Annotated in this window: 29 protein-coding genes and 1 pseudogene; 10 read left to right on the top strand and 20 right to left on the bottom strand. The window is 72.9% G+C overall.

Going from position 1 to position 26,200, the window contains the following annotated elements; genetic code table 11:
- Positions 1–164 precede the first annotated feature (164 nt).
- Entirely contained in the window at positions 165–2,750 is a 2,586-nt protein-coding gene (locus BM339_RS33820; RefSeq protein ID WP_075023484.1) for an ABC transporter permease, read from the top strand.
- On the opposite strand, the gene BM339_RS33815 is transcribed toward BM339_RS33820, so the two are convergent.
- From BM339_RS33815 to BM339_RS33805, 3 genes are read right to left on the bottom strand one after another with little or no spacing between them, the layout of a single operon-like run.
- Entirely contained in the window at positions 2,751–3,326 is a 576-nt protein-coding gene (locus BM339_RS33815) for a DNA-3-methyladenine glycosylase I (protein ID WP_075023483.1), read from the bottom strand.
- A 37-nt stretch (positions 3,327–3,363) separates the two neighbouring features.
- Positions 3,364–3,792, bottom strand: a complete 429-nt coding sequence (locus BM339_RS33810; RefSeq protein WP_075023482.1) for an SRPBCC family protein — start codon at positions 3,790–3,792, stop codon at positions 3,364–3,366.
- Positions 3,789–4,214, bottom strand: coding sequence for a hypothetical protein (locus BM339_RS33805; RefSeq protein ID WP_075023481.1), 426 nt, complete (start codon positions 4,212–4,214; stop codon positions 3,789–3,791). Before BM339_RS33805 ends, BM339_RS33810 begins: the two co-directional genes overlap by 4 nt.
- Before the next feature lie 67 nt (positions 4,215–4,281).
- Here BM339_RS33805 and BM339_RS33800 point away from each other — a divergent pair, with 67 nt between their 5' ends.
- Entirely contained in the window at positions 4,282–4,599 is a 318-nt protein-coding gene (locus tag BM339_RS33800; RefSeq protein ID WP_075023480.1) for a hypothetical protein, read from the top strand.
- An 8-nt stretch (positions 4,600–4,607) separates the two neighbouring features.
- On the opposite strand, the gene BM339_RS33795 is transcribed toward BM339_RS33800, so the two are convergent.
- Entirely contained in the window at positions 4,608–5,924 is a 1,317-nt protein-coding gene (locus BM339_RS33795; RefSeq protein ID WP_083598273.1) for an alkaline phosphatase PhoX, read from the bottom strand.
- A gap of 127 nt (positions 5,925–6,051) precedes the next feature.
- A complete protein-coding gene (locus BM339_RS33790) occupies positions 6,052–6,885 on the bottom strand; it encodes an inositol monophosphatase family protein (protein WP_021598559.1) in 834 nt (277 codons plus the stop codon).
- Positions 6,886–7,045: 160 nt separating this feature from the next.
- Here BM339_RS33790 and BM339_RS33785 point away from each other — a divergent pair, with 160 nt between their 5' ends.
- Positions 7,046–8,065: an SDR family oxidoreductase gene (locus BM339_RS33785; RefSeq protein WP_143118713.1), complete on the top strand. Its 1,020-nt coding sequence runs from the start codon at positions 7,046–7,048 to the stop codon at positions 8,063–8,065.
- A gap of 32 nt (positions 8,066–8,097) precedes the next feature.
- Positions 8,098–9,900, top strand: coding sequence for a thiamine pyrophosphate-requiring protein (locus BM339_RS33780; RefSeq protein ID WP_075023479.1), 1,803 nt, complete (start codon positions 8,098–8,100; stop codon positions 9,898–9,900).
- Here BM339_RS33780 and BM339_RS33775 read toward each other — a convergent pair.
- From BM339_RS33775 to BM339_RS48060, 6 genes are all read right to left on the bottom strand, one after another.
- Positions 9,897–10,499, bottom strand: coding sequence for an LOG family protein (locus tag BM339_RS33775; protein ID WP_235206421.1), 603 nt, complete (start codon positions 10,497–10,499; stop codon positions 9,897–9,899). The genes BM339_RS33780 and BM339_RS33775 overlap by 4 nt on opposite strands.
- 26 nt (positions 10,500–10,525) lie before the next feature.
- Positions 10,526–12,175: an ABC transporter permease gene (locus BM339_RS33770; protein ID WP_075023478.1), complete on the bottom strand. Its 1,650-nt coding sequence runs from the start codon at positions 12,173–12,175 to the stop codon at positions 10,526–10,528.
- A complete protein-coding gene (locus BM339_RS33765) occupies positions 12,172–13,083 on the bottom strand; it encodes an ABC transporter ATP-binding protein (protein WP_075023477.1) in 912 nt (303 codons plus the stop codon). Before BM339_RS33765 ends, BM339_RS33770 begins: the two co-directional genes overlap by 4 nt.
- Positions 13,080–13,748: a TetR/AcrR family transcriptional regulator gene (locus BM339_RS33760; RefSeq protein WP_021595170.1), complete on the bottom strand. Its 669-nt coding sequence runs from the start codon at positions 13,746–13,748 to the stop codon at positions 13,080–13,082. The genes BM339_RS33765 and BM339_RS33760 overlap by 4 nt, the downstream gene beginning before the upstream one ends.
- 92 nt (positions 13,749–13,840) lie before the next feature.
- Positions 13,841–14,896, bottom strand: a complete 1,056-nt coding sequence (locus BM339_RS33755; RefSeq protein WP_024935361.1) for a S1C family serine protease — start codon at positions 14,894–14,896, stop codon at positions 13,841–13,843.
- The gene (locus tag BM339_RS48060; RefSeq protein ID WP_083598290.1) at positions 14,820–15,836 is read right to left on the bottom strand and encodes an EamA family transporter; all 1,017 of its coding nucleotides are present in this window, start codon (positions 15,834–15,836) and stop codon (positions 14,820–14,822) included. Before BM339_RS48060 ends, BM339_RS33755 begins: the two co-directional genes overlap by 77 nt.
- A 73-nt stretch (positions 15,837–15,909) precedes the next feature.
- Between BM339_RS48060 and BM339_RS33745 the strand changes: the two genes are divergently transcribed.
- The gene (locus BM339_RS33745; RefSeq protein WP_075023476.1) at positions 15,910–16,821 is read left to right on the top strand and encodes a LysR family transcriptional regulator; all 912 of its coding nucleotides are present in this window, start codon (positions 15,910–15,912) and stop codon (positions 16,819–16,821) included.
- A 104-nt stretch (positions 16,822–16,925) separates the two neighbouring features.
- On the opposite strand, the pseudogene BM339_RS52730 reads toward BM339_RS33745, so the two are convergent.
- Positions 16,926–17,264 (bottom strand): annotated as a pseudogene (locus BM339_RS52730) (substrate-binding domain-containing protein); the annotation flags it as partial.
- 186 nt (positions 17,265–17,450) lie between these two features.
- Here BM339_RS52730 and BM339_RS33735 point away from each other — a divergent pair.
- Both BM339_RS33735 and BM339_RS33730 read left to right on the top strand, forming a co-directional pair.
- Complete coding sequence (locus BM339_RS33735; protein ID WP_021595175.1) at positions 17,451–18,287, top strand: geranyl diphosphate 2-C-methyltransferase; 837 nt, start codon at positions 17,451–17,453, stop codon at positions 18,285–18,287.
- 35 nt (positions 18,288–18,322) lie between these two features.
- Positions 18,323–19,504 (top strand): family 2 encapsulin nanocompartment cargo protein terpene cyclase, encoded by a 1,182-nt coding sequence (locus tag BM339_RS33730; RefSeq protein WP_021595176.1) that lies wholly within the window; start codon positions 18,323–18,325, stop codon positions 19,502–19,504.
- Between the two features lie 4 nt (positions 19,505–19,508).
- Here BM339_RS33730 and BM339_RS33725 read toward each other — a convergent pair whose 3' ends face one another.
- Entirely contained in the window at positions 19,509–20,309 is an 801-nt protein-coding gene (locus BM339_RS33725; protein ID WP_075023474.1) for an LOG family protein, read from the bottom strand.
- Positions 20,306–21,382, bottom strand: a complete 1,077-nt coding sequence (dapE, locus tag BM339_RS33720; RefSeq protein ID WP_075023473.1) for a succinyl-diaminopimelate desuccinylase — start codon at positions 21,380–21,382, stop codon at positions 20,306–20,308. Before dapE ends, BM339_RS33725 begins: the two co-directional genes overlap by 4 nt.
- Before the next feature lie 29 nt (positions 21,383–21,411).
- On the opposite strand from dapE, the gene BM339_RS33715 reads away from it, so the two are divergent.
- The gene (locus BM339_RS33715; protein ID WP_256255583.1) at positions 21,412–22,089 is read left to right on the top strand and encodes a 4'-phosphopantetheinyl transferase family protein; all 678 of its coding nucleotides are present in this window, start codon (positions 21,412–21,414) and stop codon (positions 22,087–22,089) included.
- Here the strand turns inward: BM339_RS33715 and BM339_RS33710 are convergent.
- Entirely contained in the window at positions 22,079–22,915 is an 837-nt protein-coding gene (locus tag BM339_RS33710; protein WP_075023471.1) for a 2,3,4,5-tetrahydropyridine-2,6-dicarboxylate N-succinyltransferase, read from the bottom strand. The two genes, BM339_RS33715 and BM339_RS33710, sit on opposite strands and share 11 nt — an antisense overlap.
- A 44-nt stretch (positions 22,916–22,959) precedes the next feature.
- Here BM339_RS33710 and BM339_RS33705 point away from each other — a divergent pair, with 44 nt between their 5' ends.
- Positions 22,960–23,880 carry a hypothetical protein gene (locus BM339_RS33705; RefSeq protein WP_256255579.1) on the top strand — a complete coding sequence of 307 codons (921 nt, stop codon included), beginning with the start codon at positions 22,960–22,962 and terminating at the stop codon, positions 23,878–23,880.
- 31 nt (positions 23,881–23,911) lie between these two features.
- On the opposite strand, the gene BM339_RS33700 is transcribed toward BM339_RS33705, so the two are convergent.
- Genes BM339_RS33700 through BM339_RS33685 form a run of 4 tightly spaced genes read right to left on the bottom strand, consistent with a single transcriptional unit; the run spans position 23,912 to position 25,345 of the window.
- A complete protein-coding gene (locus tag BM339_RS33700; protein ID WP_075023469.1) occupies positions 23,912–24,115 on the bottom strand; it encodes a DUF397 domain-containing protein in 204 nt (67 codons plus the stop codon).
- On the bottom strand, positions 24,112–24,312 hold the full coding sequence (locus tag BM339_RS33695) for a DUF397 domain-containing protein (protein WP_075023468.1): 201 nt from the start codon (positions 24,310–24,312) through the stop codon (positions 24,112–24,114). Before BM339_RS33695 ends, BM339_RS33700 begins: the two co-directional genes overlap by 4 nt.
- A 2-nt stretch (positions 24,313–24,314) precedes the next feature.
- Entirely contained in the window at positions 24,315–24,509 is a 195-nt protein-coding gene (locus BM339_RS33690) for a DUF397 domain-containing protein (RefSeq protein WP_075023467.1), read from the bottom strand.
- Entirely contained in the window at positions 24,506–25,345 is an 840-nt protein-coding gene (locus BM339_RS33685; RefSeq protein WP_075023466.1) for a helix-turn-helix domain-containing protein, read from the bottom strand. The genes BM339_RS33690 and BM339_RS33685 overlap by 4 nt, the downstream gene beginning before the upstream one ends.
- Positions 25,346–25,502: 157 nt before the next feature.
- Here BM339_RS33685 and BM339_RS33680 point away from each other — a divergent pair, with 157 nt between their 5' ends.
- Positions 25,503–25,700 carry a hypothetical protein gene (locus BM339_RS33680; protein ID WP_075023465.1) on the top strand — a complete coding sequence of 66 codons (198 nt, stop codon included), beginning with the start codon at positions 25,503–25,505 and terminating at the stop codon, positions 25,698–25,700.
- 239 nt (positions 25,701–25,939) lie between these two features.
- Here the strand turns inward: BM339_RS33680 and BM339_RS49030 are convergent, their stop codons facing one another.
- A complete protein-coding gene (locus BM339_RS49030) occupies positions 25,940–26,200 on the bottom strand; it encodes a DUF6406 domain-containing protein (RefSeq protein WP_143118711.1) in 261 nt (86 codons plus the stop codon).

The raw sequence follows: 26,200 nt of genomic DNA, 5'->3' as shown, positions 1-26,200 counted from the left end.
GACGCCTACCGGCAGACCGTGATCATGGTGACGCACGACCCCGGCGCCGCCGCGCACGCCGACCGGGTGCTGTTCCTCGCCGACGGGACGATCGTGCACGAACTGCTCTCCCCGACGAGCGACCAGGTCCACGCCGTGATGCGCCGGATGGAGGGCTGAGCGCCATGTGGCTGATCGCGCGCCGTTCCTTCGCCGAGGGCTGGATGCGGCTGGCCGCCACGATGCTGGCGGCCCTGTTCTCGATCGGGCTGATCTCGGGCTCGCTGCAGTTCGGGCTGCGGGCGCAGGAGGCGGTGTCGGGCAGCGACGCCAGCGAGTACTCCCGTGCGGACGTGCTCGTCCAGGGCGGCCAGGCCGACCCCGACGACCCGTACGCGACGCCGGACGGCCGGGTCGCGCTGGGCGAGGTCGCGGGACGTCCGGGAGTGGCCGCGGCGGCGGGCGACGCGATGGTCCCCGCCACCGCGTACGGCTCGGACCGCACGCCGATCGTGCCGCCCGCGGGGGCCGGGACGGCGCTGCGGCCGTGGACGTCCGACGGCCGCCTCAACCCCTACCGCCTGGAGTCGGGCCGCGCGCCCGCCGCCGACGGCGAGGTCGCCGTCACCCGGCACGTCGCCCGCGCGGGCGGGCTGGACGTCGGCGACCCGGTGAAGGTGATGCTCCCGCAGCGGACGCGGGACATGAGGGTCGTCGGGATCGTCACCGTGCAGGGGCGCAGCGCCGTGGCGAGCGGCGACCTGCTGCTGGCGCCGCCCGCGACCGTCCAGCGGGCGGCCGGGCTCCCCGCGGGCACCTGGCAGGCCGTCTGGGTGAAGGCGGCGGGCGGCGTGCCTCCCGCGAAGCTGCGCGGCGCCCTGGCCCGCGACCTCGGCGCGGACGTCACCGTCCGGACGGCGGCGAGCGTCCGCGACGCCCAGTCGGCCGGCCTGCGGGACTCCGGCGCCTCGATCGGCGGCGCCATCGGCATGCTGTCGTCCGTCGCGGTGTTCGTCGGGCTGTTCGTCGTCGCCAACACGTTCGGCACGCTCGTCCGGCAGCGGACCCGGCGGCTCGCGCTGCTCAGCGCGATCGGGGCGACGCCCCGCCAGATCAGGCGGCTGATCCGGCTGGAGGCCCTCGCGCTCGGCGCCGTCGCGTCGGCCGGCGGCGTGCTGGCCGGCTACCCGGTGTCGGCCCTGCTCACCCGCCTGTTCGCCGAGGACGGCTTCGACATCTCCGCCGCCGACGCGCAGTACGGCTGGATCGCGCTCGCCGTGCCCGCCGCGGCGGGCATCCTCGTCACCCAGCTCGCCGCGCGGCGGGCCGCCCGCCGCGCCGCCCGGATCTCCCCTATGCAGGCGCTGCGCGCCGCCGGCACCGACTCGGCCGGCCGCCGCTGGCCCCGCCTCCTCGGCGCGTTCGCGGTGTTCGCCCTCGCCTGGGTGTTCTTCGGCTCGGTGTTCGCGATCCGCGCCGAGGAGCCGCCCGGCCCCGACCGCACCATCGGGACGTGCGTGCTGATCCTGATGGGCTGCATGACGACGGTGGCCGCGCTCGCCGTCCTCGCCCCGTTCTTCGTCGGCCCCCTCGGCGGCCTGGTCGGGCGCGTCGGGACGGCCGTCAGCGGCGAGGCCGGCCGGCTCGCCCGCGCCACGATCACCCGCAGCCCGCACCGGGTGTCGTCGGCCGCGTCCTCGCTCATGCTGGGCGTCGCGCTGGTCGGCGCGACCGCCCTGATCGTCCTGTCGGTGGACGCGCGGTTCGCCGCCGTCGGGCCGGAGGTGATGCGGGCCGAGCACGCGGTCGCCGCGACCGGCGTGACCTCGAACGGCCCGGTCCCCCTCCCGCGCGACACGGCGGGCAGGGCGGCGGCCGTTCCCGGGGTGTCCGCGGCGGCGGCCCTCACGGCGTCGGACATCAAGCTCGTCTCCCCCGCACCCGAGCGGCCGTCGCCCGAGGAGGACCCCGTGCCGCTCTATCTCACCGTGACGGGCGCCGACCAGGACGCGCTGCCGTCCGTCCTCAAACTCGGCGGGCGGCTCCCCCGCCTCGGCGACGGCGAGATCGCCCTCACGTCCGCCGTCATGAAGGCACAGAAGATCAAGAAGGGGCGGCGGATCGTCGTCCGCGGGGCCCGGGGCAGGGTCGCGCTGAGGGTGGCCGCCGCCTACCACGACCCGTCCCACCTGTTCGCCGACCAGGCCGTCGTCTCCGCGGCGACGATGGACCGCCTCGACCCGGACGCGTCCACGCGGGTCGTCCTGGTCCGCGGCGGCTCCGAGCAGGCCCTCTCCCGGGCGTTCGCGGACGTGCCCGGCGTGAGGGTGCTCGGCAAGGCCGCCTACGTGAAGTCGGCGGCCGACGCGATGCGGACGGGGATGCGCGTCATCTACGGCTTCATCGGCATGTCGCTCGTCCTCGCGCTGTTCGGCATGGCGACCACGGTCTCGATGAGCGTCGCCGAGCGGACCCGGGAGTTCGGGCTGCTCGGCGCGGTCGGCGCGACGGTGACGCAGATCCGCTCGATCGTCCGCTGGGAGGCGGCGACGGTGGTCCTGCTCGGCAGCCTCCTCGGCATCGGCACGGCCCTCGGTACCGTCCTGCTGATGCACCTGGCCACGGGCAGCTCGTTCCTCGCGCCGCACCCGCCGTGGTGGCTGTTCATCGCGGTCGTCGGCGGTGCCGCCGCCGTCACCCTGGCGACGTCGGCCCTCCCGTCCCGCCGGGCCGCCGCCGTCCCTGTTCTCGAAGCCACCCGGGCCGAGTAGTCACCGGTAGGCGCGATGGCGGTGGCAGTCCTTGAGGTGGTCGTCGACGAGGCCGCAGGCCTGCATGAGGGCGTAGGCGGTGGTGGGTCCGACGAAGCGGAAGCCGTTCTTCTTCAGCTCCTTGGCGAGGGCCTTGGAGGCGTCGGTGTAGGCGGGGACGTCGGCCGTGTCGGTGTAGACCGGGGAATCGGGGTCGGCGTACCGCCACGCCGTCGCGGCCAGGCCGCCGGGCAGGTCGAGGGCCGCGCGGGCGTTGGCGATCGCGGCGTCGATCTTGGCGCGGTTCCGGACGATCGACGCGTCGGCCATCAGCCGGGCGACGTCGTCCGGGCCGAACGCGGCGACCTTCTCCAGGTCGAAGCCGCGGAAGGCGGCCCGGAACCCCGCGCGCTTGCGCAGGATCGTCAGCCACGACAGGCCGGACTGGAACGCCTCCAGGCACAGCCGCTCGTACAGGCCCTGGTCGTCGCGGACGGGACGGCCCCACTCGTCGTCGTGGTAGGCGACGTAGTCGGGCGCCGACAGCCCCCACGGGCAGCGGGCCAGCCCGTCCTCGCCGAGAATCGCGGTGCTCACCCCGCCGTTTCTACCTCATGCCTGCGACAGTGCGGCCCTACGCCTGCGCCAAGGCGGCGAGGCGCCGCAGCCCGAGGCCCATGAACGCCTTCACGACCGGGCCGGCGACCAGCCAGCCCGCCCGGCCGAGGGGGCCGAGGGGCAGGTCGACGCGCTCCGCCCAGATGACCCGGCTGCCCGCCCCCTCGGGGACGACCTTGAAGAAGGCCTCGCCGCGCACCACCCGGCCGGTGTGCCGGACGGCGACGCGCCGGCCCGGCCGCCAGTCGGTGATGACCATGGTGTCGAGGAAGCCGACCGGGCCGACGCCCGTCCACGCCCTCAGCTCGTCGCCCACCCGGTCGCCGCCCTCGGCGCGGGTGAACGGCATCCAGTCGGCGTGCCTCGGCCAGTCGGTGAGGACCTCGAAGACCCGGTCGGGCGGGGCCGCCGAGACGGCCTCCGCGTGGACGGCGACCTCGCTCACGCGTGCTCTTCCTTGGCGCCGTCCGGTTCCACGGACTCCTTGCGGAGCGGCACCCCGTTGCCGGTGTCCTCGATGCCGTGCAGGGCCCCGATGGGAGTGGACGGCTCCGCCTCGCCCAGGCGGCGCCGGAGGTCGCGGAGCTGCCGCTCCAGTTCGGCGACGCGGGCGTCGCGCTCGTGCAGGGCCTCGGTAAGGCGCCCGACGGCCTCGTCGGTCACCTGCATCTGGTAGCCCCAGAAGGTCGCGGGGAACCGCAGCGGCGAGGACCTCGGCCCGACGACGGGCCGGCCCTCGGCGTCCACCCGGAGCGGCGGGTAGTCGGGATGGGTCTCGGCCAGCTCGCCGCCCCTGCCCATGGCGAGGGCGACGACGGCGCCCAGCACGGCCACGCCGGCCAGGACGAGAACCACGACCACGATCACGCTCCGATCTGACGGCACCCCATCTGGAGGACGAATCCCCGCCCCCGATCGTGCCACGCTTGGAGGCATGGGGTTGCAAGAGCGGAAGGTCCTCGCACCGGACGCGCCGGTTCCCGCCGGCGCCGCGGACGCCGGCACGGCGCCCCCGGCGGACCGCGTCGAACGGCTCGCCGCGTCGGGGGGCGCCGTGCTCGTCACCCTGGAGACGGACGCGCGGGAGCCCGATCCCGGGCTGCTCGCCGCGGCGTCCGTCTACGCGTGGCTCGGGGCGACGCTGTTCCGGGTGCCGGAGTCGCAGGCGGACGGGACGCGCCAGGTGCTCGACATGGTCGCGTCCATCCAGGGCACCCGCCCTCCCGCGGTCGCCCGCCGCGGCCTCGCCTAGCGGCCGGGTCAGCCGCGCAGGCGGTGCCAGGGCCCGGTGATCGCGAACGTCGCGCCCGGGTCCGACTGGCGGTTGGCGAACAGGATCCGCCCGTCCGGGGAGAACGTCACGCCGGTGAACTCGCTGCCGTTGAGGGCGTTGCGGGCCATCGCGAACGGCCGGTCCTTGCGGGTGGTGCCGACGAGGTACTGCTCGCCGTCGCCGTCCTCGGCCAGGATCACGCCGCCGCCGAACGGGGACACGGTGATGTTGTCGGGGCCGTCGAAGCGCCCGCCCGCCGCGAAGATCAGTTGCAGCTCGATCTCGTTCCGGTGCGGGTCGTAGGTCCAGACCTGCCCGGCGTGGTCGGCGGCGCCGCCGTCGGCGGTCTTGGAGAAGCTGCAGACGAAGTACGCCTTGCCGTGCCCCCACCAGGCGCCTTCGAGCTTCTGGCTCCGCGTGATCTTGTCGAACTGCTCGCGGACGGACGTCCGCTTCGCCGCCGGGTCCGGGACGTCCACCCACTGGGCGCGCAGCCGCGTCCCCGGCTCCTGGACGGCCGACAGGTCCGGCACGCCGCGCACGTACAGCGCCTCCAGCCTCCCGCCCGACCGGTAGGCGTGGTAGCCGCCGCGGTGGGCGCGCGGCCGGAACCGGTAGAGCAGCCCGAACGGCTTGGAGGCGTCCTCGGTCAGGTAGGCGGTGAGCGTGTGCGGGTCGACGGCGACGGCCTCGTGGGCGAACCGGCCGAGCCCCTTCAGCGGGACGGGCTCGGTGCGCCGGCCGCGCGGGTCGACCTCGAAGACCCAGCCGTGGCTCTTGGTCTCGCCGCCGAAGCCCTCGGTCTCCTCGCAGGTCAGCCAGGCGCCCCACGGTGTGCGGCCGCCCGCGCAGTTCACCGCGGTCCCGGCGAGGCTGACGTACTGCGACAGCAGGTTGCCGCGGCTGTCGACCTCCAGGGTGGTGGTGCCGCCGTTGGCCGCCGGGTCGTAGGTCAGCTCGGGGGGCGCCACGGCGCGGGTGCCGTTGTCGCTCTGCTCGTGGTTGCGCACCAGGCGGGTCCGGCCGTGCCTGCTTCCGGGGAACGTGGCCATCCCGTCGTGGTGCCCGGGGACGACGACGCCGTCGGAGATGGGGTCGCCTTCGACCGACAGCGTCTTGTAGGAGAAGCCTTTGGGCAGGTCGAGGACGCCCTTGGGGTCGGGGATCAGCGGACCGTAGCCGTAGGCCTCCCCGGTCTCCGCGCCCGCGGAGGTCTGGAAGATTCCGTCCAGGCTTCCGGCGAGGGCGATGGACAGGGCGCCGGCCGCGCCGCCCTTGACGACTCCGCGACGGGTCACGGACATGGGCACTCCTTCACGTGAGGGGATCACGCGGGAGCCTGGTCGCCGCCCCTGAACCGGCGGTGAACGATCATCGTCCGGAGGGCAAACCCCCAGGACAATCTTGCCTTTCCGGGCGCGGCGGCTCCGGTCAGCGGGTGCCCGCGCCCTTCAGGTCCGCGATCTCGGCGAGGACGGAGCCACCGAGATCGAACCCGCCCACGCACGCCAGGTATCCGGGGGCGTCCCAGTCGTCGCCGCCGGGCTCGCCGCCGATCGGCACGTACGTCCCGCCGGCCTGCCTGACCAGCAGCAGGCCCGCGGCGATGTCGTAGGCGTTGATGGAGGAGTCGTAGGCGACGTCCGCCCAGCCCGCGGCGACGTGCGCGAGGGTCAGCGCGGCGCTGCCGGGGCGGCGCACGGTGGCGAAGGCGTCCACGATCCGGCCGTAGCGCCGAAGCACCTCCTCGCGCCCGCCGCGCAGGTCGTGCGGGCTCGGGTAGGACGTCGCGACGACGGCGCCCCGGTCACGGGAGGCCCCGCGGCTCTCGATCGGCTCGCCGTTGCAGGTGGCGCCGCCGAGGGACGCGGTGAACATGTCGTCCCGCACCGGGTCGTACACCACGCCCGCCACCAGCTCGCCGCCGCTGACCGCGCCGATGGACACACAGAAGAACGGCAGGCCGACGGCGAAGTTGGCGGTGCCGTCGATGGGGTCCACGTACCAGCGGACGCCGCCGGACCCGTCACCCTGCACGCCGCCCTCCTCCCCCACGACGACGCTGCCGGGCGTGTGCTCGTCGAGGACGGCCCGGATGGTCTCCTCCGCCGCGCGGTCGTGCTCGGTGACCGGGTCGTGGAAGTCCCTCTTGTGGTCGACCTGCGGACGCGAGCGGAACGCCGTCCGCAGCCGGTCGCCGGTGGCGCGGGCGGCGAGCTCGGCGATTCCGGCCAGTTCCCGCGAGGCGGGGACGTCGGCGTTCATTCGGCTCCTTCTGTCGGTGCGTACGGCGGGGCACCCGCAGGCCACGGGCGCGCACACCGTCGACGGTAGTCGAGGGCCGGGCGTGGCCCGCGTTACAGGGACTTCACCACGGGCAGTGGGGTCCTAGTGCCGGATGCAGCGTCGCCGCCGTGGGGATGAGATGAAGCACAAGATCGGCCAGGACACCGTCGTCGTGGTGACGGGCGCCACGGGCGGAATCGGCCGCGCCGCCGCGCGGGCGTTCGCGGAGCGCGGCGCCGGCGTCGCCCTGCTCGCCCGCGGTGCGGAGGGACTGGACGGCGCCGCCGCCGACGTCGAGGCCGCCGGTGGGCGCGCCCTCTCGATCGGCGTGGACATGGCGGACGCCGCCCGCGTGGACGAGGCCGCGCGGCGGACCGAGGACGAGCTCGGCCCCATCGACGTGTGGGTCAACGTGGCGTTCTCCTCGGTGTTCGCGCCGTTCTGGGAGATCGGACCGGACGAGTTCGAGCGCACCACCGAGGTCACCTACCTCGGCTACGCCAACGGCACCCGGGCCGCGCTGAAGCGGATGATGCCGCGCGACCGCGGCGTGATCGTCCAGTGCGGGTCGGCGCTGGCCTACCGGGGGATCCCCTTGCAGAGCGCCTACTGCGGCGCCAAGCACGCCGTCCAAGGGCTGCACGACTCGCTGCGGGCCGAGCTGATGCACGAGGGCAGCGGCGTGAAGGTGACGATGGTGCAGATGCCGGCGGTCAACACGCCCCAGTTCGACTGGGTGCTGAACCGGCTGCCGCGCCGCCCTCAGCCCGTCCCGCCCATCTTCCAGCCGGAGATCGCGGCGGACGCGCTCGTCCACGCCGCCGAGCACCCGGGGCGGCGGGAGTACTGGATCGGCGCAAGCACGGTCGCGACGATCCTCGCCGACCGGGTCGCGGCCGGGCTGCTGGACCGCTACCTGGCCCGGACGGGGTTCTCGTCCCAGCAGACGGAGAAGCGCGCCCGCGACGACCGGCCGGAGAACCTCTGGGAGCCGGCCGACGAGAACACCGATCACGGCGGACACGGCCGGTTCGACGCGCAGGCTCACGCCCGGAGCCCGCAGATGTGGGCGGGGCGGCACAAGTACCTGGTCGGCGCGGCGACCGCCGGCGCCGCCGCGGGCGCCGCGGTGGGCGCGGCCAGGCTGCTGCGGCGCTGACGGCTCGATGCCCTGACGAAGAGGAGAGAGCGATGGCTCAGCAAGTGGCCGACTACGTGCTCGGGCGGCTGACCGAGTGGGGTGTGGACCGGGTCTACGGCTACCCCGGCGACGGCATCAACGGGCTGCTCGGCGCGTTCGACCGGGCCGACGGCAGGCCCGAGTTCATCCAGGCGCGGCACGAGGAGATGGCCGCTTTCATGGCCTGCGGGCACGCCAAGTTCACCGGCGAGGCGGGCGTCTGCGTCGCCACGTCCGGGCCCGGCGCGATCCACCTGCTGAACGGCCTCTACGACGCGAAGCTGGACCACCAGCCCGTGGTCGCGATCGTCGGGCAGCAGAAGCGCCTCGCCCAGGGCACGCACTACCAGCAGGAGGTCAACCTGGAGAACCTGTTCTCGGACGTCTCGGAGTACTGCCAGATCGTGATGCATCCCGGCCAGATGCGGCACGTCATCGACCGGGCGTTCAAGACGGCGCTGACCACCCGCGGCGTCGCGACGATCGTCGTCCCGGAGGACGTCCAGGAGGCGGACGCGGTGCCCTCGCCGCCGAAGGAGCACGGTTCGGTCTACTCCAGCGTGGGGTGGAGCCGGCCCCGGGTGCTGCCGGACAGGGAGGAACTGCGGAAGGCCGCGGACATCCTCAACGAGGGCGGCAGGGTCGCCATGCTGGTCGGCCAGGGCGCCGCGGACGCCGAGGCCGAGGTGATCGAGACCGCCGAGCTGCTCGGCGCCGGGGTGGCCAAGGCGCTGCTCGGCCGCGCGGTCCTGCCCGACGACCTGCCGTTCGTCACCGGCCCGATCGGCCTGCTCGGCTCCAAGGCCAGCGACGAGATGATGATGAACTGCGACACGCTGTTCATGATCGGCACGAGCTTCCCGTACGCCGAGTGGCTGCCGGACGAGGGAAGCTGCCGGGGCGTGGAGATCGACATCGACGGCCGCATGATCGGCATCCGCTACCCGATGGACGCGCACGTCGTCGGGGACGCGAAGGAGACCCTGCGCGAGCTGATCCCGCTGCTGCGGCGCAAGGAGGACCGGTCCTGGCGGGAGGAGATCGAGGAGAACGTCCGCGCCTGGGACGCGGTGATGGACAAGCGGGCGGGCCAGACCTTCGAGGGCAAGATCAATCCGCAGGCGGTCGCGCACGAGTTGTCGCCGCTGCTGCCCGACGGCGCGATCCTCACCGCGGACTCCGGGTCGGCCACCAACTGGTGGGCCCGGCACCTCAAGCTCCGCGACGGGATGCGCGCGTCGCTGTCGGGGACGCTCGCCACGATGGGCCCGGGCGTCCCCTACGCGATCGCGGCCCGGTTCGCCTTCCCGGACCGGCCGGTGATCTGCTTCGTCGGCGACGGCGCGTTCCAGATGAACGGCATGAACGAGATGATCACCGTGAAGCGGTACGCCGAGCGGATGGCCGGTTCAGCGCCGCTGGTCTTCGCGGTGTTCAACAACCAGGACCTCAACCAGGTGACCTGGGAGCAGCGGGCGATGGGAGGCGACCCCAAGTTCGAGGGCTCGCAGTCGATCCCCGACTTCCCGTACGCCGAGTACGCCGAGCTGGCGGGGCTGAAGGGCATCTACTGCGACGAGCCCGGGAAGGTCACCGAGGCGTGGCGGGAGGCCCTCGCCAGTGACCGTCCGGTCGTGCTGGAGTTCGTGGTCGACAGCGAGATCGCCCCGATCCCGCCGCACATCATGAAGGACCAGGCCAAGAAGGCGATCAAGGCCGGGATGAAGGACCCGCAGAAGATCGGCATCGCGGCCCGCGGCTTCCGCCAGAAGCTCACCGACATGTACGAGAACATGCCGGGGCGCGGGCACTAGAGCTCGGCCTCCGCGTAGTCCTCCGGGGAGAAGTCGATGCGGGGCTGCGACCGCTCCAGCAGGTCGAAGGCCTCGGGGACGGAGTCCGTCCAGCCGACGGCGTCCCAGATCTTGGGGCGGGCGAAGCCCTGGTCGGTGAGGCCGCTCATCAGCTCGCGGAGCGGCTCGTAGACGCCGGTCGGGTCGAGGATGACGACGGGCTTGGTGTGCATGGCGAGGACGCGGGCGGTCCACACCTCGAACAGCTCCTCCAGCGTCCCGATGCCGCCGGGGAGGATGAGGAAGGCGTCGCTGCGCCGGTCCATCTCGCCCTTGCGGGAGCGCATGTCACCGGTGACGATCAGCTCGTCGTTGTCCTCGTCGGAGATCTCGACGCTGACGAGCCCCTCGGGGATCACGCCGACCGTCCGGGCGCCGCCGGCCCGCGCGGCGCGCGCGACGGCGCCCATGCACGAGACCTGGGCGCCGCCGCTGACGAGGCTGTGGCCGCGCCGGGCCAGCTCGGCGCCGGCCTCCGCGGCGAGATCGACGTAGCGGCGGTCGATCTTGCCGCTGGAGGAGCAGAACACGCAGATGGCGAGGGATTTCCGAGAGGTCACCCGGCCAATCTAACGGCTCGGGGCGGTCAGCTCGACGCGATATCGCGGCGGCGGAAGGCCGCCAGGCCGACCGCCGAGAGCGCGGCCGCGAGCGCGACCAGCCAGATCATCGGCGCGGCCGTGAACGACCGGCCCGGCAGCTTCGGAATGTGGGTGAACGGCGAGACGTCGAGCGCCCACCGGTCCAGGTTCAGCCCGGCGCCGAAGAGGGTGACGACCGCGAACACCGCGACCGCGGCCCAGGCCCCGCCGGTGAACCGGGGCGCGAGGCCGAACAGCGCGAGCCCGATCGCCCCGACCAGCCAGACGGCGGGCAGTTGCGCGAGCGCGGCGCCGAGGACGCGCGGCACCTCGCGGCCGGGGTCGCCGGTGTCCAGGCCGTGCGCCAGCCCCGCGGCCAGGCCGGCGACGCCGAGCGCCGCGACCGGCCCGAGCAGGGCGAACGCCAGGTGGCTCGACGCCCACCGCAGCCGTCCCGCCGGGGTGGCGAGCAGCGGCTCGGCGCGCTGCGCGGCCTCCTCCGCGCGCAGCCGCAGCGTGGCCGAGACCGCGTAGGCGGCGGCGATCAGGCCGAGCGTGCTCATCACCGAGGCGAAGTAGGCGTCGATGATCCCACCGTCCTCCAGCCCCCACCCACCGCCTTCAATGGAAGAAGACCCCCTCTCACCACCGATGCGAGTGAAGATCTCCTCCAGGTCGGGGTTGTCCTTCATCATGTCCCCGACGCCGCCCGCCACCGCGCCGTACACGACGCCGAGCACGGCGAACCCCGCGAGCCATCCGTACAGGGGACGGCTCTGCAACCGCCACCCGAGGCCGAACGGCCCCGACAGCCGGCGGGGCCCGTCGGCGGGGCCGAGCTTCGGCGGCAGCACGCCCGCGCCCACGTCCCGCCGGGCCGACAGCACACCGGCCGCGGCGACCAGGACGGCGACGAGGGTTGCGACGAGCGCGAGCGTCCACCAGCGCTCCCCGCCGTAGGCGCGGACGCGGGTGCCCCAGCCGAGCGGGGAGAGCCAGCCCAGCCACGACAGGCCGTTGCCGACGCCGCCGACGTCGGCGGCCATCCGGACCGTGAACGCGGCGCCGAGCGCGGCGACGGCCGTCCCGCGGGCGGCGCCGGCCCCCTCGCTGAGCTGGGCGGTGACGCCCGCGACGGCGGCGAACACGCATCCGGCCGCGGCCAGTTGCAGTCCGAACGCCAGCGAGCCCGCGAGGGGCAGGCCCTGCGCGGCCATGCCCGCGGTGAGCAGCGCGGCGAGCACGAGGTTCGCCGCCATGGTCACCAGAAGCGCGGCGGCCAGGCCGGCGCCGCGGCCGGTGACGGTGGCGCCGAGCAGCTCGCGGCGGCCCGCCTCCTCCTCGGCCCGGGTGTGCCGGACGACCGTGAGCGCGCTGATCAGCCCGATGATCACGGGGATGAACCCGCACCGCTGGGCGATGATCCCGCCGAGGTCGGGGCTGTACAACGGCCCGTACAGCGCGAGGAACGTCGGGTTCGTCCCGGAGGTGTGCGCGTACTGGAGGCGGTCCGCGGCGGTCGGGTAGAGGCTCTCGGTGGCCTCGACGAAGTTGACGGGGATGAGGGTCAGCACCACGATCCAGGCCGGGAGGACGAACCGGTCGCGCCGCAGGATCAGCCGGACGAGGCCGCCGGTCCCGGTGAGCGCGGTCATCGCACGGCCTCCGCGGGGAGCTCGTCCTTGTAGTGGCGCAGGAACAGCTCCTCCAGCGTCGGCGGCCGGCTGACCAGGCTCCGCACGCCCGCCTCGGTGAGCTGCCGCAGGGCGGCGTCCAGCGCGGTGGTCTCCACCTCGAACCGGATCTTGTTGCCGTCGATGCGGACGTCGTGCGCGCCCGGCAGCGGGAGCCCGTCCGGCGGGGACGCCAGCTCGGCGTCGATGGACGTGCGGGTCAGGTGCCGCAGCTCGGCGAGCGTCCCGCTCTCCACCGCGACGCCCTTGCGGATGATCGTCACCCGGTCGCAGAGCGCCTCGACCTCGGACAGGATGTGGCTGGACAGCAGGATCGTCCGGCCGTCGCGCCGCTCCTCCCTGACGCACTCCTGGAACACCTCCTCCATGAGGGGGTCCAGGCCGGAGGTGGGCTCGTCCAGGAGCAGCAGCTCAGCCTCGGACGCCAGCGCGGCCACCAGCCCGACCTTCTGCCGGTTGCCCTTGGAGTAGGCGCGGCCCTTCTTGCGCGGGTCGAGCTCGAACCGGTCGAGCAACTCGGCCTTGCGGCGCGGGTTCACGCCGCCGCGCATCCGGCCGAGCAGGTCGATCACCTCGCCGCCGGACAGGTTCGGCCACAGCGTCACGTCGCCGGGGACGTAGGCGAGGCGGCGGTGCAGCTCGGTCGCGTCCCGCCACGGGTCGCCGCCGAGCAGCCGGACGGTGCCGGCGTCGCCGCGCAGCAGGCCGAGCAGGACGCGGATGGTGGTCGACTTCCCCGCGCCGTTCGGGCCGAGGAAGCCGTGCACCTCGCCGGACCGGACGGTCAGGTCGAGGCCGTCGAGCGCGCGCGTCCGGCCGAAGCTCTTGACCAGGCCGGAGACGGAGACGGGGGGCGTGTCGGTGGTCACCGGTCCTCCTCGCGGGGGGACTGCCCGCCGGCCGCGGGCAGGGCTTTCAGGGCGGCGCGCGTCTGCGCCGCCAGCTCGGGCGATATGAGGCTGTCCGTGAGGACGTCCAGCATCGCGAGCGCCATCCGGGGGTAGCCGTCGCCCGTGAGGATGTCGGCGCCGAGCGCCCTGGACATGTGCTCGTGCAGGACGATCAGGCCGAAGTTCATGCCGGTCATGACGGTCGCGTAGCCGTGCACGTCGTCGGTCCGCGGCTTGTCGATCCCGGGGGCCCCGCGTTCGAGGACCTCCTCGCTGTACTCCACCGCGTCGTCGAACAGCGCCGCCGCGGCCGCCGAACCGTCGGTCAGGGCGCGGGCCACGTAGCGCTGGATGGGCAGGGCCGTCCGCATCGCGATCGACAGGAAGTTCGGGCTGGCCATGCCGCCGCGGAGCGCCTCGCTCTTGGTCTCGCGGATGACCTCGATCACGTGGGCGTCGCAGGCTTCGCGGAGCGCCTCCTTGGTCCCGTAGTGGTGCTGGACGAGGGCGGGCGACACCCCGGCGGCCTTCGCGATGCCGCGGATCGTCGCGCCCTTCACCCCGTGCTCGGCGAACTCCGCCAGGGCCGCGTCCCGGATGCGGGCGCGCCCGGTCAGATCCTCGGCCCGCTCGCTCGGCGCCATGCTCCACCCCTGTACCGACGTTCAGTAACCTGTACGCTTGTACACTGTACATCGGTACAGGCCCCTGTCAACGGGGCGGGAGGGCCGCGGGGTCAGCCGCCGGGCAGCTCGCCGAGCTTCACCTGGACCTGCTTCCTCGAACCGTCCGCCTTCTGGACCTCGACCTGCGCCGTGCCACCGGGCTTGAGGGTCGCGAGGACGGACGACAGCGCGGTCTGGTCGGGCGTCGGCGTGCCGTTCACCGACAGGATCAGGTCCCCGGCCTGGATGCCCGCCGCCGCGGCGCCGCCGCCCTGCTGGACCTCGGCCACGGCGACCGCGGTCCGCTGCCCGCTCTGCGGGTCGACGATCGTGCGCACCACCACGCCGAGCGCGGCCCGGCCGGAGTTGGACACCTTCCCCGTCCGGACGAGCTGCGGGACGATCCGCTTCACCGTGTCGCTCGGCGTCGCGAAGCCGATGCCCGCCGCCGCGGCGCCGATCTGCGGGTCGGACGCCGCCGCCGTCGGGATGCCGATGACCTGCCCCTCCAGCGTCACCAGCGCGCCGCCGCTGTTGCCCGGGTTGATCGCCGCGCTCGTCTGGATGGCGTCGGCGATCGTCGACCCCTGGAAGGCGCCCTCCCCCTTCGTGGACACCGTCCGGTGCAGCGCGGAGACGATCCCGTTGGTCACGCTCCCGGCCAGCCCGAGCGGGTTGCCCATCGCGAGGACGATCTGGCCGACCTTGGCCTTGCCCGACTCGCCCCACGACGCCGGCCTCAGCGAGCCGCCGTCCACCTTGACGACGGCCAGGTCGTCGGCGGCGAACGCGCCCACCGGCGAGGCCGCCAGCGGGGAGCCGCCGCCGGACGAGGTGACCTCGATCTTCTTCGCTCCGGCGACCACGTGCGCGTTCGTGACGATGTTCCCCTGGTCGTCGAAGACGACGCCGGAGCCCTGCCCCTGGTCGGTCTGGATCTTCACCACCGACGGCAGGACGGCGTCCACGACCTTCTCGTACTGCTGCTGCAGGTCCGCCGCCGCCCCCGAGACGGGCGCCGTCGTCCGCGCGCTCGCCGAGCCGGCCTCCTCACCGTTCCCGCTGCATCCGGCGAGTGCCAGCGTCCCCGCCGCCGCCAGCGCGCACGCCCTCACTTTCGCGTCCATGTCCACCTCCTGGGTGAACACTTCCCCCGCTCCGGGGAACAGGCGCGGGTGAGGTCACGTTTTCGCCGCCTTGTCGCAAGACTTCTGCGCCGGCCCGCCGGTCGGGACAGGGCCGGTTCGACAGGACGGTGCCCGCCGAGGCCGCGGACACGCACCCGACGGCGAGCCAGGACGCCCAGGACAGGTGCTCGCCCAGCAGGACGAGACCGGCCAGGGCCCCGGCGGCGGGCTCCAGGCTGACCATCACGGCGACCACGTGGTCGGGCAGCCGGCGCAGCGCCGCCATGTCCAGAGACCACGGGACGACGGCCGAGAGCAGCGCGACGCCGAGCCCCGCGAGCAATACCTCCGGCCGCAGCAGCGCGTCAGGGGCCGACGGCGCGAGGGGCAGGACGAGGACCGCCGCGAACGCCACGGCCCACGTGAGCGGGGCCCCGTCCAGCACGCCGGCGCGCTTGTTCAGGACGAGGTAGGCGGCCATGCAGGCGCCGGAGGCCAGCGCGAACGCGGCCCCCGCGAGCGGGACCGGCGAGCCCGACGGCCCGTAGAGCAGGAACACCCCGGTCCCCGCGAGCGCGGCCCACACCAGGTCGGCCGGGCGCCGCGCCCTCACCAGCGCGAGCGTCAGCGGGCCGAGGAACTGCAGCGTGGAGGCCACCCCGACCGGGAGCCGCTCGATCGCCGGATAGATCAGCTGCATCCCGGCGATGGCCGTCCCCAGGGCGGCGATCAGGCCGAGCGAGCCCCGGCGCGGCAGCGGGGGACGGCGGGCGAGCAAGACGAGCGCCGCGAACACCAGCCGCAGCACCACCACCCCCGGCGCGCCCGCGAGCCCGAACATCGCCTTGCCGCAGGCCTGGCCCGCCTGGATCGAGACCACGCTGCCAAGGATCAGCAGTGGAGCGGGAACGCGCCGGCTCGCGTCCTTTCCGATGGCCATACGACCACCCTGCGAGGCGTCGACCGTTCGCGTCCATCGAAAGAATCCGCACACCATCGTGTTGAATGGCCGCATGATCGACCACCGCCTGCAGACGCTTCGGGTCCTGCGGGAGCGCGGCACGGTGACCGCGACCGCGGAGGCGCTGCACCTGACGCCCTCCACGGTGTCGCAGCAGCTCCGCCAGCTCGCCCGCGACCTCGGCGTCGAGCTGCTGGAGGCGCAGGGGCGGAGGGTGCGGCTCACCGCCGCGGCGCACACGGTGCTGCGGCACGCCGACGTCCTGTCCGCGCAGTGGGAGCGCGCCCGCGCCGACCTCGCCGGGCACCGCGCCGGGACGTCCGGCCAGGTGCGGTTCTGCAGCGTCTCCAGCGCCCTCGCCGCGCTCGTGGCCCCGGCCGCCGCCCGGCTCCGCGAGCGACACCCAGGCGTCGCCGTCCACATGAGCGAGCGGGAGAGCGAGGACGCCGCCCACCTGCTCCTCGCCCGGCACTTCGACGTCGCCGTGGTCATCCCCGGCGGGCACACCCCCGCGCCGGACGACGCCCGGTTCGCGCAGTGGCCGGTGCTCGACGAGCCGCAGGACCTCCTCGTCGCGCGGGGGCACCCGCTCGCCGCCGGCGGGACGGCCCGGCTCGCCGACGCCGCCGCCGAGCCCTGGATCGGCTCGCCGGCCCGGATCGACCAGCACCGGCTCATGCTCGCCGCCTGCGGCGCCGCCGGCTACACGCCCGGCATCGCCCACGAGGCCAACGAGTGGTTCGCCGTCTCGGCGCTGGTCGCCGCCGGCTTCGGCGTCGGCCTGGTGCCCCGGCTCGCCCCGCTGCCGCCGGCGGACGCGGTCGTGCGGGTGCCGCTGCGGGGCGAGGTGGTCCCGTCGCGGCGCGTCATCGCGATCGTCCGGCGCGGCAGCGACCGCCAGCCGCCGATCGCGCGGGCCCTGGAGGCGCTGCACGAGGCGGCGGAGCGGCACCGCGCCGGCTGAGCCGGATCAGCGCGCGGGCGGCGCGGTGGAGGCCCGGACGACGAGGTCCGGGACGACCGTGACGACGTCGCGGCCCGGCCCGGTGAGCAGCTTAGCTCCCAGGCCCGCCGGCCGAGGTCCTGCTTGCGGACGCGGACGGTCGTCAGCCGCGGGGTGACCAGCCGGCTGAGCGAGGTGTCGTCGAACCCGGTCAGGGAGACCTCGGCGGGCACGCCGACGCCCAGCTCGTCCAGCCGGGCCAGCACCCCCAGCGCCACGTGGTCGCTGAAGGCAACGACGGCGAGCCGCTCGACGGCCGCGCGGACCCGCCGCTCCAGGTCGGCGGAGACCGCCTTGGCGCCCGGCAGCACCCGGGACACGGTCGCCGGCGACACGGCGGCCTCCCGCGCCACGTCGTTGATCGTCGCCCGGGCCGGCCGGCTCCCCGCGCGCTCGCTCCCCATGGCCGCATTGAACCCCATGGGCCGTCCCGCCGACCCGGGGCGGGACGGCCGACTATCCGGGACGGCACATTCACGGGACGCCGTGACTGGTTTCTGTGCTGACAGGTCCACTTCCGCGCACGGAACGTCACCGTTAGCTTTCGTGCCGTAACTCAGCGCAGGAACCGCGGACGAAGGAGATCACATATGACGGCCATCGCCAGCGTCTACCAGAGCGACGTCGCCGACTACTGGAACTCCGAACGCAACCCGGTCAACCTCCGGCTGGGCGACGTGTCCGGGATCTACCACCACCACTACGGGGTCGGCGAGGTCGACTGGTCCGTGCTGGAGACGGCGGAGGCCGGCCGCGAGAAGGCGATCATCGCCGAGATGCACCGGCTGGAGAACGCCCAGGCGCGGCTGCTGCTGTCCCACCTCGGCGACATCGCGCCCGGGCACCGCCTGCTGGACGCCGGGTCGGGCCGCGGCGGCACCAGCATCATGGCCAACGCCGCCTTCGGCTGCCGGGTCGACGGCGTCTCCATCTCCCGGACCCAGGTGGACTTCGCCAACGCCGAGGCCGAGCGGCACGGCGTCGCCGGCAAGGTCCGGTTCCACTTCAAGAACATGCTCGACACCGGTTTCGAGGCGGGCGCGTTCCAGGCGATCTGGAACAACGAGTCGACGATGTACACCGTCCTGGACGACCTCTTCGCGGCGCACTCCCGGCTCCTCGCCCGCGGCGGCCGGTACGTCACCATCACCGGCTGCTACAACGACGTGTACGGGCTGCCGTCCAAGGCGGTCTCCACGATCAACGCCCACTACGTCTGCGACATCCATCCGCGCAGCGCCTACTTCCGCGCCATGGCCGCCAACCGGCTCGTGCCCGCCGCCGTCGTCGACCTGACCGCCGACACGATCCCGTACTGGGAGCTGCGCCGGCAGTCGTCGGTCGCCACCGGCATCGAGGACGCCTTCCTGGACGCCTACCGCGACGGCAGCTTCCAGTACCTGCTCATCGCCGCCGACCGCATCTGACCCCGTCCCGGGCCCCGTCCAGGCAGGAGCAAGGCATGGAAGCGACACACCACGGCTGCGGCGGCCCGCAGCGGCCGTCCGCACCGCCCGCGGGCGTCCTGCCCGCGGGGCCCGCCGGCCTCGGGACCGTCGCGGCGGTCTTGCCGTCGCTGATCGCCGCGGCGCGTCCCAGCCGCGAGGTGCCCTACGGCGACCTCCTCTCGGGGGCGGCCCCCGCGCCCGGTCCCGGCTACGTCGCACGCTCGTGGGGGGACGGGACGCACTCGCCGCTCTACTGCCCCGTCCCCGAGCGCACCGACGACGCCCTCGCCGGCGAGGTCGACTCCCGCCTGGTCTCCTGGGCGCGCGACCGCGGATTCGAGGACCACGAACTCGACGCGCTGGCGAAGGCGGCGTTCGGACGGCTGGTGACGCTCGCCCACCCGGGCACCGACGATCCCGACGCGCTCCTCGTCGCCGCGCAGCTCAACGCCTCGTGGTGGGCGGCCGACGACTACTACGCCGACGACACCGCCCTCGGCGCCGTGCCCGCCCGGCTACCGGAGCGCCTGACTCTGGTGATGTCGGCCATGGACCCCGTCCCGCCCCTGGGCGAGTTCACCCCGCCGCTGCGCGAGGCGCTCCAGGACGACCTCGTCCTGCGCATGTTCGAGTCGGCCGTCGACCATCTCGCGCGCCACGCCACGCCGGTGCAGGTCCAGCGGATCTGCTACTCGACCTTCGCGATGTTCGTGAGCTGGACGGCCTACGCGGCCTGGCGCGAGACCGGTGAGCACCCGCACGCCTGGGAGTACCTGGCGGCACGCCAGCACGACAGCTTCTACACCTCGATGACGCTCATCGACGTCGTCGGCGGCTACGAGGTCCCCGCCCACCTGTACTACGACCCGCGCGTCCGCCGCGCCGCCTTCCAGGCGGGGACCGCGAGCGTCATCGTCAACGACCTGCACTCGGTCGCCAAGGACGCCGCCGACGCGAACCCGGTCTGCAACGTCGTCCTGCTGATCGCCGCCGACCGGGACTGCACCGTCGAGGAGGCGACCGAGATCACCGTGGCCCTCCACAACGACCTCGTGCGCGACTTCGAGGCGGGCCACCGCGACCTCGCGCCGGTGGCCTCCCCCGAACTCCAGCGCTTCCTGCGGGGGCTGCGGGCGTGGATGGGCGGCGGCTTCGAGTGGCACGCCACCAACCCCCGCTACGCCGGGCCCCCGTGACCCCTCACTCGCCGGCGCTCTCCGCGGCCTCCGCCTGGGCGCGGGCCTCGATGATCTCCTGCTCGGCCCGGGTGTGGCCCTCGCGGATGATCTGGACGACCTCGTCCGGGTCGTCGGTGAGGTGGATCAGGTCGATGTCCCGCGGCGAGATCTTGCCGCTGGTCAGCATGGACTTCTTCACCCAGTCGAGCAGCCCGCCCCAGAACTCGGTGCCGACCAGCACGATCGGGAAGCGGGTGATCTTCCCGGTCTGGACGAGGGTGATCGCCTCGAACAGCTCGTCCAGCGTCCCGAAGCCGCCCGGCAGCACCACGAACGCCTGCGAGTACTTCACGAACATCGTCTTGCGGACGAAGAAGTAGCGGAACTCCAGCCCGATGTCGAGGTGGTCGTTGAGCTTCTGCTCGAACGGCAGCTCGATGCCGAGGCCGACCGACAGCCCGCCGCGCTCGTCGCAGCCCCTGTTCGCCGCCTCCATGATCCCCGGACCGCCGCCGGTGATCACGGCGTAGCCGGCGTCGTGCAGGCGGGCGCCGATGTCGACGGCGAGCCCGTACTCCGGCGAGTCGGGCTTGGTGCGGGCACTGCCGAAGACGCTGACGGCCTTCGGCAGCTCGGCGAGGAGCCCGAAGCCCTCGACGAACTCCGCCTGGATCCGCAGCACCCGCCACGGGTCGGCGTGCACCCAGTCGGCCGGGCCGCGGCTGTCGAGGAGCCGCTGGTCGGTCGTCGTCGCCGGAACCGCCCGCCCCCGCAGCATGGCCGGGCCCTGCCGGCGCGAGGGAGAATCAGGATTCAGAGTCATGGGCCCACGGTAGTGGGACCCTCCAGCCACGTGCGCATACGTTGCTCGCACTCGGCGATGAGGGGGATCTCGACGAACTCGTCCCTGGTGTGGGCGAGGGTGGGTTCGCCGGGGCCGTAGTTGACGGCCGGGACGCCGAGCTCGGAGAAGCGGGCCACGTCCGTCCAGCCGAGCTTCGCGCGGACCTCGGCTCCGCTGGCGGAGACGAACGCCGCCGCGGCCGGGTGCGTCAGCCCCGGCCTGGCCCCGGGCGAGCTGTCGGTGACGGTCACCTCGAAGCCGGCGAAGATCTCCCGGAGGTACGCCTCCGCGTCGGCCGGCGACTTGTCGGGCGCGAACCGGTAGTTCACCTCGACGACGCACTCGTCCGGGATGACGTTCCCGGCGACGCCGCCCGAGATGCGCACGGCGTTCAAGCCCTCGCGGTATTCGAGGCCGTCCACGACCGGGCGGGTCGGCTCGTAGGCGCGCAGCACGTCCAGGACGCGCCCGGCGGTGTGGATGGCGTTCGAGCCCATCCAGGCCCGCGCGCTGTGCGCCCGCTCCCCCCTCGCGGTCACCTCGACCCGCATCGTGCCCTGGCAGCCGCCCTCGATCAGCGCGCCCGTCGGCTCCATCAGCACGGCGAAGTCGCCCGCGAGCAGCTCGGGACGCTCCGCCGCGAGCGTGCGGAGCCCGTTCAGCTCGGCCCCGACCTCCTCGCACTCGTAGAACACGAACGTGACGTCCCGCGTCGGGTCGGTGACCGTGGCCGCGAGCCGCAGCGCGACCGCGACGCCGCTCTTCATGTCCGTGGTGCCGCACCCGTAGAGCCGGTCGCCCTCCACCCGGGACGGGAGGTTGCCGTTCAGCGGGACGGTGTCGAGGTGCCCGGCCAGCACGACCCGCTCGGCGCGTCCGAGATCGGTCCGCGCGACGACGTTGTTGCGGTCACGCTCCACGCTGAGGTGCGGAAGCGCCCGCAGCGCCTCCTCGACCGCGTCGGCGAGGGGCCCCTCGGCGCCGCTCACCGATTCGATGTCGACGATCGCCGCCGTCAGGTCCGCCACGTCCGCGAAGAGATCGAGCCCCATGCCCAAGTCCTATCATCACGATCGTGGATATGCCTGTGCTGGAATGCGCCGTCCACTGGGCGCGTCCCGTCGACGAACCCGAGATGCGCGCCCTCCTGGACGACGGGGAACGCGCCCGCTACGACCGCTTCCTGCGCGCCGAGGACAAGGCCCGCTTCGTGACCGGCCGCCACCTGGCCCGCACCGTCCTCGCCGAGGCGACCGGCCTCGCCCCGGAGAGCATCCGCTTCACCACCGGCTGCCCGCACTGCGGCGGCACGCACGGCAAGCCCCGCCTGCCGGGCAGCGACCTGGACTTCTCGCTCTCCCACTCCGGCGACCGCGTCGTCCTCGTCCTCGCCGAGGGCGCCGAGGTCGGCGTGGACGTGGAACGCGAGAGCGACCGCGACATCGACCGGCTCGCCGAGATGGTCCTGACCGGCGCCGAACGCGACGCCCTCACCGCGATGGCCGATCGCAGACGCGGCTTCCACACCTACTGGAGCCGCAAGGAGGCCCTGCTGAAGGCGACGGGCCACGGCCTGGCCGCCCCGATGACGTCCATCCACGTCTCGGCGCCCGACGAGCCCGCCGCGGTCGTCGCGTGGGACGGTGAGGCGGCGGTCTCCCCCGTCCGCCTCACCGACCTCACCCCGGGCCCCGGCTACGCCGCCGCGGCGGCCGTCCTCACCGACCGGCCCCTCAAGGTCAACGAGGTCACGTATTGACGCCGTGGTCGCGCAGGATGTCGTTCAGGGACGCCTTGTCGTGGCGCTGCCCCTCCTCCAGGCGCTTGAGGATCAGCACCGCGGGCAGGCCGAACGTGCCGCCCTTGAACTCCTTGTAGCGGGTGCCGCCGACGGCGACGCACCAGTCGGGGATGCGGCCGCGGCCGATCTCCTCGCCCGTCTCCACGTCGATCACCGGCATGGACGCCGACAGGTTCGTCCCGGACCCGACGACCGCGCCGCGCCCGACCCGGGCCCCCTCGACGATCATCGAGCGGCTGCCGATCATCGCCTCGTCCTCGATGACCACCGGCTTGGCGTTCGGCGGCTCCAGCACCCCGCCGATGCCGACCCCGCCGGACAGGTGGACGTTCTTGCCGACCTGCGCGCACGACCCGACGGTCGCCCACGTGTCGACCATCGTCCCGGAGTCGACGTAGGCGCCGATGTTGGTGAACGACGGCATCAGCACCACGCCGGGCGCCAGGAAGGCCCCCCACCGGGCGATGGCGCCGGGCACGACGCGGACGCCGTCCAGCCGCGTCTTCAGCGGGATGCGGTCGTGGTACCGGAAGTCGCCCACCTGGGAACGCGCCATGCCGAGGACCTTGAAGCTCAGCAGGATCGCCCGCTTGGCCCGCTCGTCGACGAGCACCTCGTCGGTCGCGGGGTCGATGCGGGCGACGCGGGCCTCGCCGGAGTCGATCTGGTCGACGGCGGCCACGATGGCCGCGCGCGCCCCGGCGTCGTCCGGCGTCAGGTCGGCGCGCCGCTCCCACAGCTCGTCGATGTCGCCGGAGATCGGGCTGGTGAACGTTTCGGTCATGCCTCCTGAGCTTAGTGGGGCCGATCTCCCGGTACCTTCTTCGCGTGGCTGTTTGGTCGAGGAAGAGGTCGCGTCCCGAGGAGGAGACGGAAGGTGGCGGGAGCCACCGCGGCCGGTGGTGGGCGATGGGCGCGGTCGCCACCGTCCTGCTGGTCCTGGGCGTCGGCACCTACATCGCGTTCGACCGCGCGCGCCCCTACTTGCACGGCTCGGGCTGCGAGGTGCGGACGAGCCAGGGCAAGATGCCCCTCGACCTCGAACAGGGCGCGAACGCCGCGACGATCGCCGCCGTCGCGTTCCGCAAGCAGCTCCCCGAACGGGCCGCGGTGATCGCCTACGCGACCGCGATCCAGGAGTCGCACATCCACAACCTGCCGGGCGGCGACCGCGACTCGGTGGGCATGTTCCAGCAGCGCCCGTCCCAGGGCTGGGGCACCCCCGACAAGCTCCGCGACCCCGTCCAGTCGACCAGCAAGTTCTTCGACGCGCTCGTCAAGGTGAAGGGCTACCTCGACCGCGACCTGCACGACGCGGCCCAGCTCGTCCAGCGCAGCGCCGACGGCGACGCCTACGCGCAGCACGAACCGGACGGCAAGCTCCTCGCGACGGCCTTCACCGGCCGCGAGCCCGCCACGGCCCGCTGCTGGTACCCGCCGGACGAGAAGACCGCGTCCCGCCGCCCGGAGGCCCTCCGCGAGATGCGCCGCGCCTTCGGCAGCCGCCTGCGCGTAGGCGGCCCGGGCCCTCTCACCGCGAACGCCCCGTCCCGTCCGGACTCCTGGAACGCCGTCAAGGTGACGAACCCCCGCGTGGGCTGGGCCGTAGCCACCTGGGCCGTCACCCACGCCCAGCCCTACGGCCTAACCGAAGTCCGCTACGCCGGCAAGCACTGGCAGTCCAAGGCCGGCCACGACGGCTGGACCGAAGACAAAGACGCCCCCAAAGACAACGTCATCATCAAGTGACCCCGCCCAAGAACGCAGGCCACCAGGGCACCTAGCTTTGGGACGCCTGACGCACGCGGCTCATGAAGCCACGAGCAGCCGCAAGGTCAAGGCAGATGACCGGCCCGTCCGGATCCCTGGAGTCCCTGAGCAGAACGTATCCGGGCACGCCAGCCAGCTCCACACACTCGCCACCCGTCGCATCGCTATAGCTGCTCTTACGCCACCCGAAAGCAACCTGACCCGGGCGACTCACAACGACTCTCCGCGCAGGCGGCTGATCAGGTCACGTGCCGCCGCCCGGTTCAGCTCCAGGCGTGGTCCGTCAGGGTCCTTAGAGTCACGGACCAGCAGCCCTTCCGGGGTTGCGGCAACCTCAACGCACTCGCCACCCATGCCGTTGCTGTAGCTGCTCTTGCGCCAACGAAGACGCCCCAGGTCCGGCCGACTCACAGCTACTCCCCTCGCAACTGCCTCATCAGGTCACGCGCCACCTCTTGGGTGAGCTCAAGCTGAGGGCCACCCGGGTCCTTGGAATCTCGGATAGAGAGGTGGCCATGCAGGACGGCCATCTCGACACACTCGCCACCCACACCATTGCTGTAGGTACTTTTGCGCCATTGCACGGCTTCGTGGTCGGTCGTGGTCATAGGTAAGCCTCCTTGGCCTGGCGCAGGAACTCGATCGTCTCGAGCCGACTCAGCGCGTCGCCCATCATCCGGTTGAAATATACGCCCGTCATGAAGACCTCATCCTTGTTGTCGATCAGCTGGCCGATGACCCCTGACTCGATGTAGACGAGGTCCGGCTCCTTCTCAAAGCTCAGCAGAATCAGGCCGCCCGACAGCGCTTCGGGCGTGATTCGCTCGAACGGCATGATCAATAACTGCACGTGGGGCAGTCGCGCCATGGAGATGAGCTGGTCGATCTGTCTCCCCATCACCTCCGGCCCACCGACGGGCCGCCGAAGTACCGACTCGTCCAGGATGAAGGTTGCCATCGCTGGCTTCTCACGGGTGATGAGTGCTTGCCGCTCCATGCGGCTAGCGACCCGGACGTTCAAAGTCCCTTGCGGCTCGCTCGGGTCCATGATCGCGCGAGCGTAGTCCTCTATCTGCAGCAGGCCCGGCAGGATTTGAGCTGCGAAGCACCGGATGCCTATGGCCAGCGGCTCGAATTGAAGGTAAGCCTGGAAACCGGGTCGCAGGACACGGTGGCGGCCGGCGCGGCGGATCGTGGTGTAGATCCGGAGGAAGTGGCCGTCCTCCTGCTCCCAACCGTCCGTCTTGAAGTGTGTGTCCAGGTCAAGGGCCGTCTGCTCGGAGACGGTCTTGTCGGCCTTCTCCAGTTGGCAGATCCACTGCGGCGTGCAACCAAGGACACTGGCGAGTCGTCTCTGGGACAGCTTCGCGCGCATGCGCATCCGCCGTAGTTCCTCGCCGAAGTGGACACGCAGGGCGTCGGGATCACGCTGGTCGCTGGCCATGGCGGGGGCCTCCGGCACGTGGTTGACGAGGGGACGCCGGGGGTGGACGTCCGGTTAAAGCTGCTTCGTAGCCGACAGTAATCAATCGACGGCATTCTGTCCCGTGAACCGGAAACAAAGGCCGAAACCGCTCGGCCGCGAAGGGGCAGGGCAACCGATGAAGAACGCGAGAACGGCCGGGATCGAACAGGACTTCCCCGCGTGGATGGTGTGGGTGTCCCACAAAGGTGCGTATTGGGGCGCCGTCCGGCGTGACCCGAGGTCGACACTGCCCCCGACCGTCATCGCGGATTCCGAGGACGAGCTGCGCGCGGCGCTGGCCGTCCAGCCGAACGGCGGGGCACCGACCCGATGAACCCGGACGTCGGCCTGAAGTGCTGGATCCCCGGCTTGCAAGTCTGGTACGGGCTCTACACCCGGTCCTGGTGGGCCTACGTCCCCGGCCGTCCGGACAGCCTGATCGAAGCCCCGTCCCCGGAACTCCTCGCCCAGAGACTCACTCCCCTGGCCACAACGTCGGCGGCGCGCGACCGCACGCTATCAAGGCGACAGAGGACCGGGGCGTGACACAAGAGGCTCGATGCACTGGATGCCCTATTCGATCCGCGCGAACACGGCCCCCAGCCTGTTCCCTCCAGCTTTCACGACACGGTCGAATCGCCATGTCTGCTCGCCGATGGGGAACGTATCCCCTGGGTGCAGGGTCACGTCACGTTCGCCGTCGTCCTTGATGAAAAGGACGATCTCTGGAGGTACGTCATCACGTGCTTCGCGTGCATAAACCAAGCCTATCTTCATGTCCGAGTCAAGTTCAGCCAGGGTTCCCTGCTGTACACCAATCTCTTCTAGTGCCAC

Origin of the sequence: Actinomadura madurae, assembly GCF_900115095.1 — a bacterium.
GTDB classification, from domain to species: Bacteria; Actinomycetota; Actinomycetes; order Streptosporangiales; family Streptosporangiaceae; genus Spirillospora; species Spirillospora madurae.
Note: the sequence above shows the minus strand (reverse complement) of the source record. Positions and strands in the feature narration are given on the sequence as shown.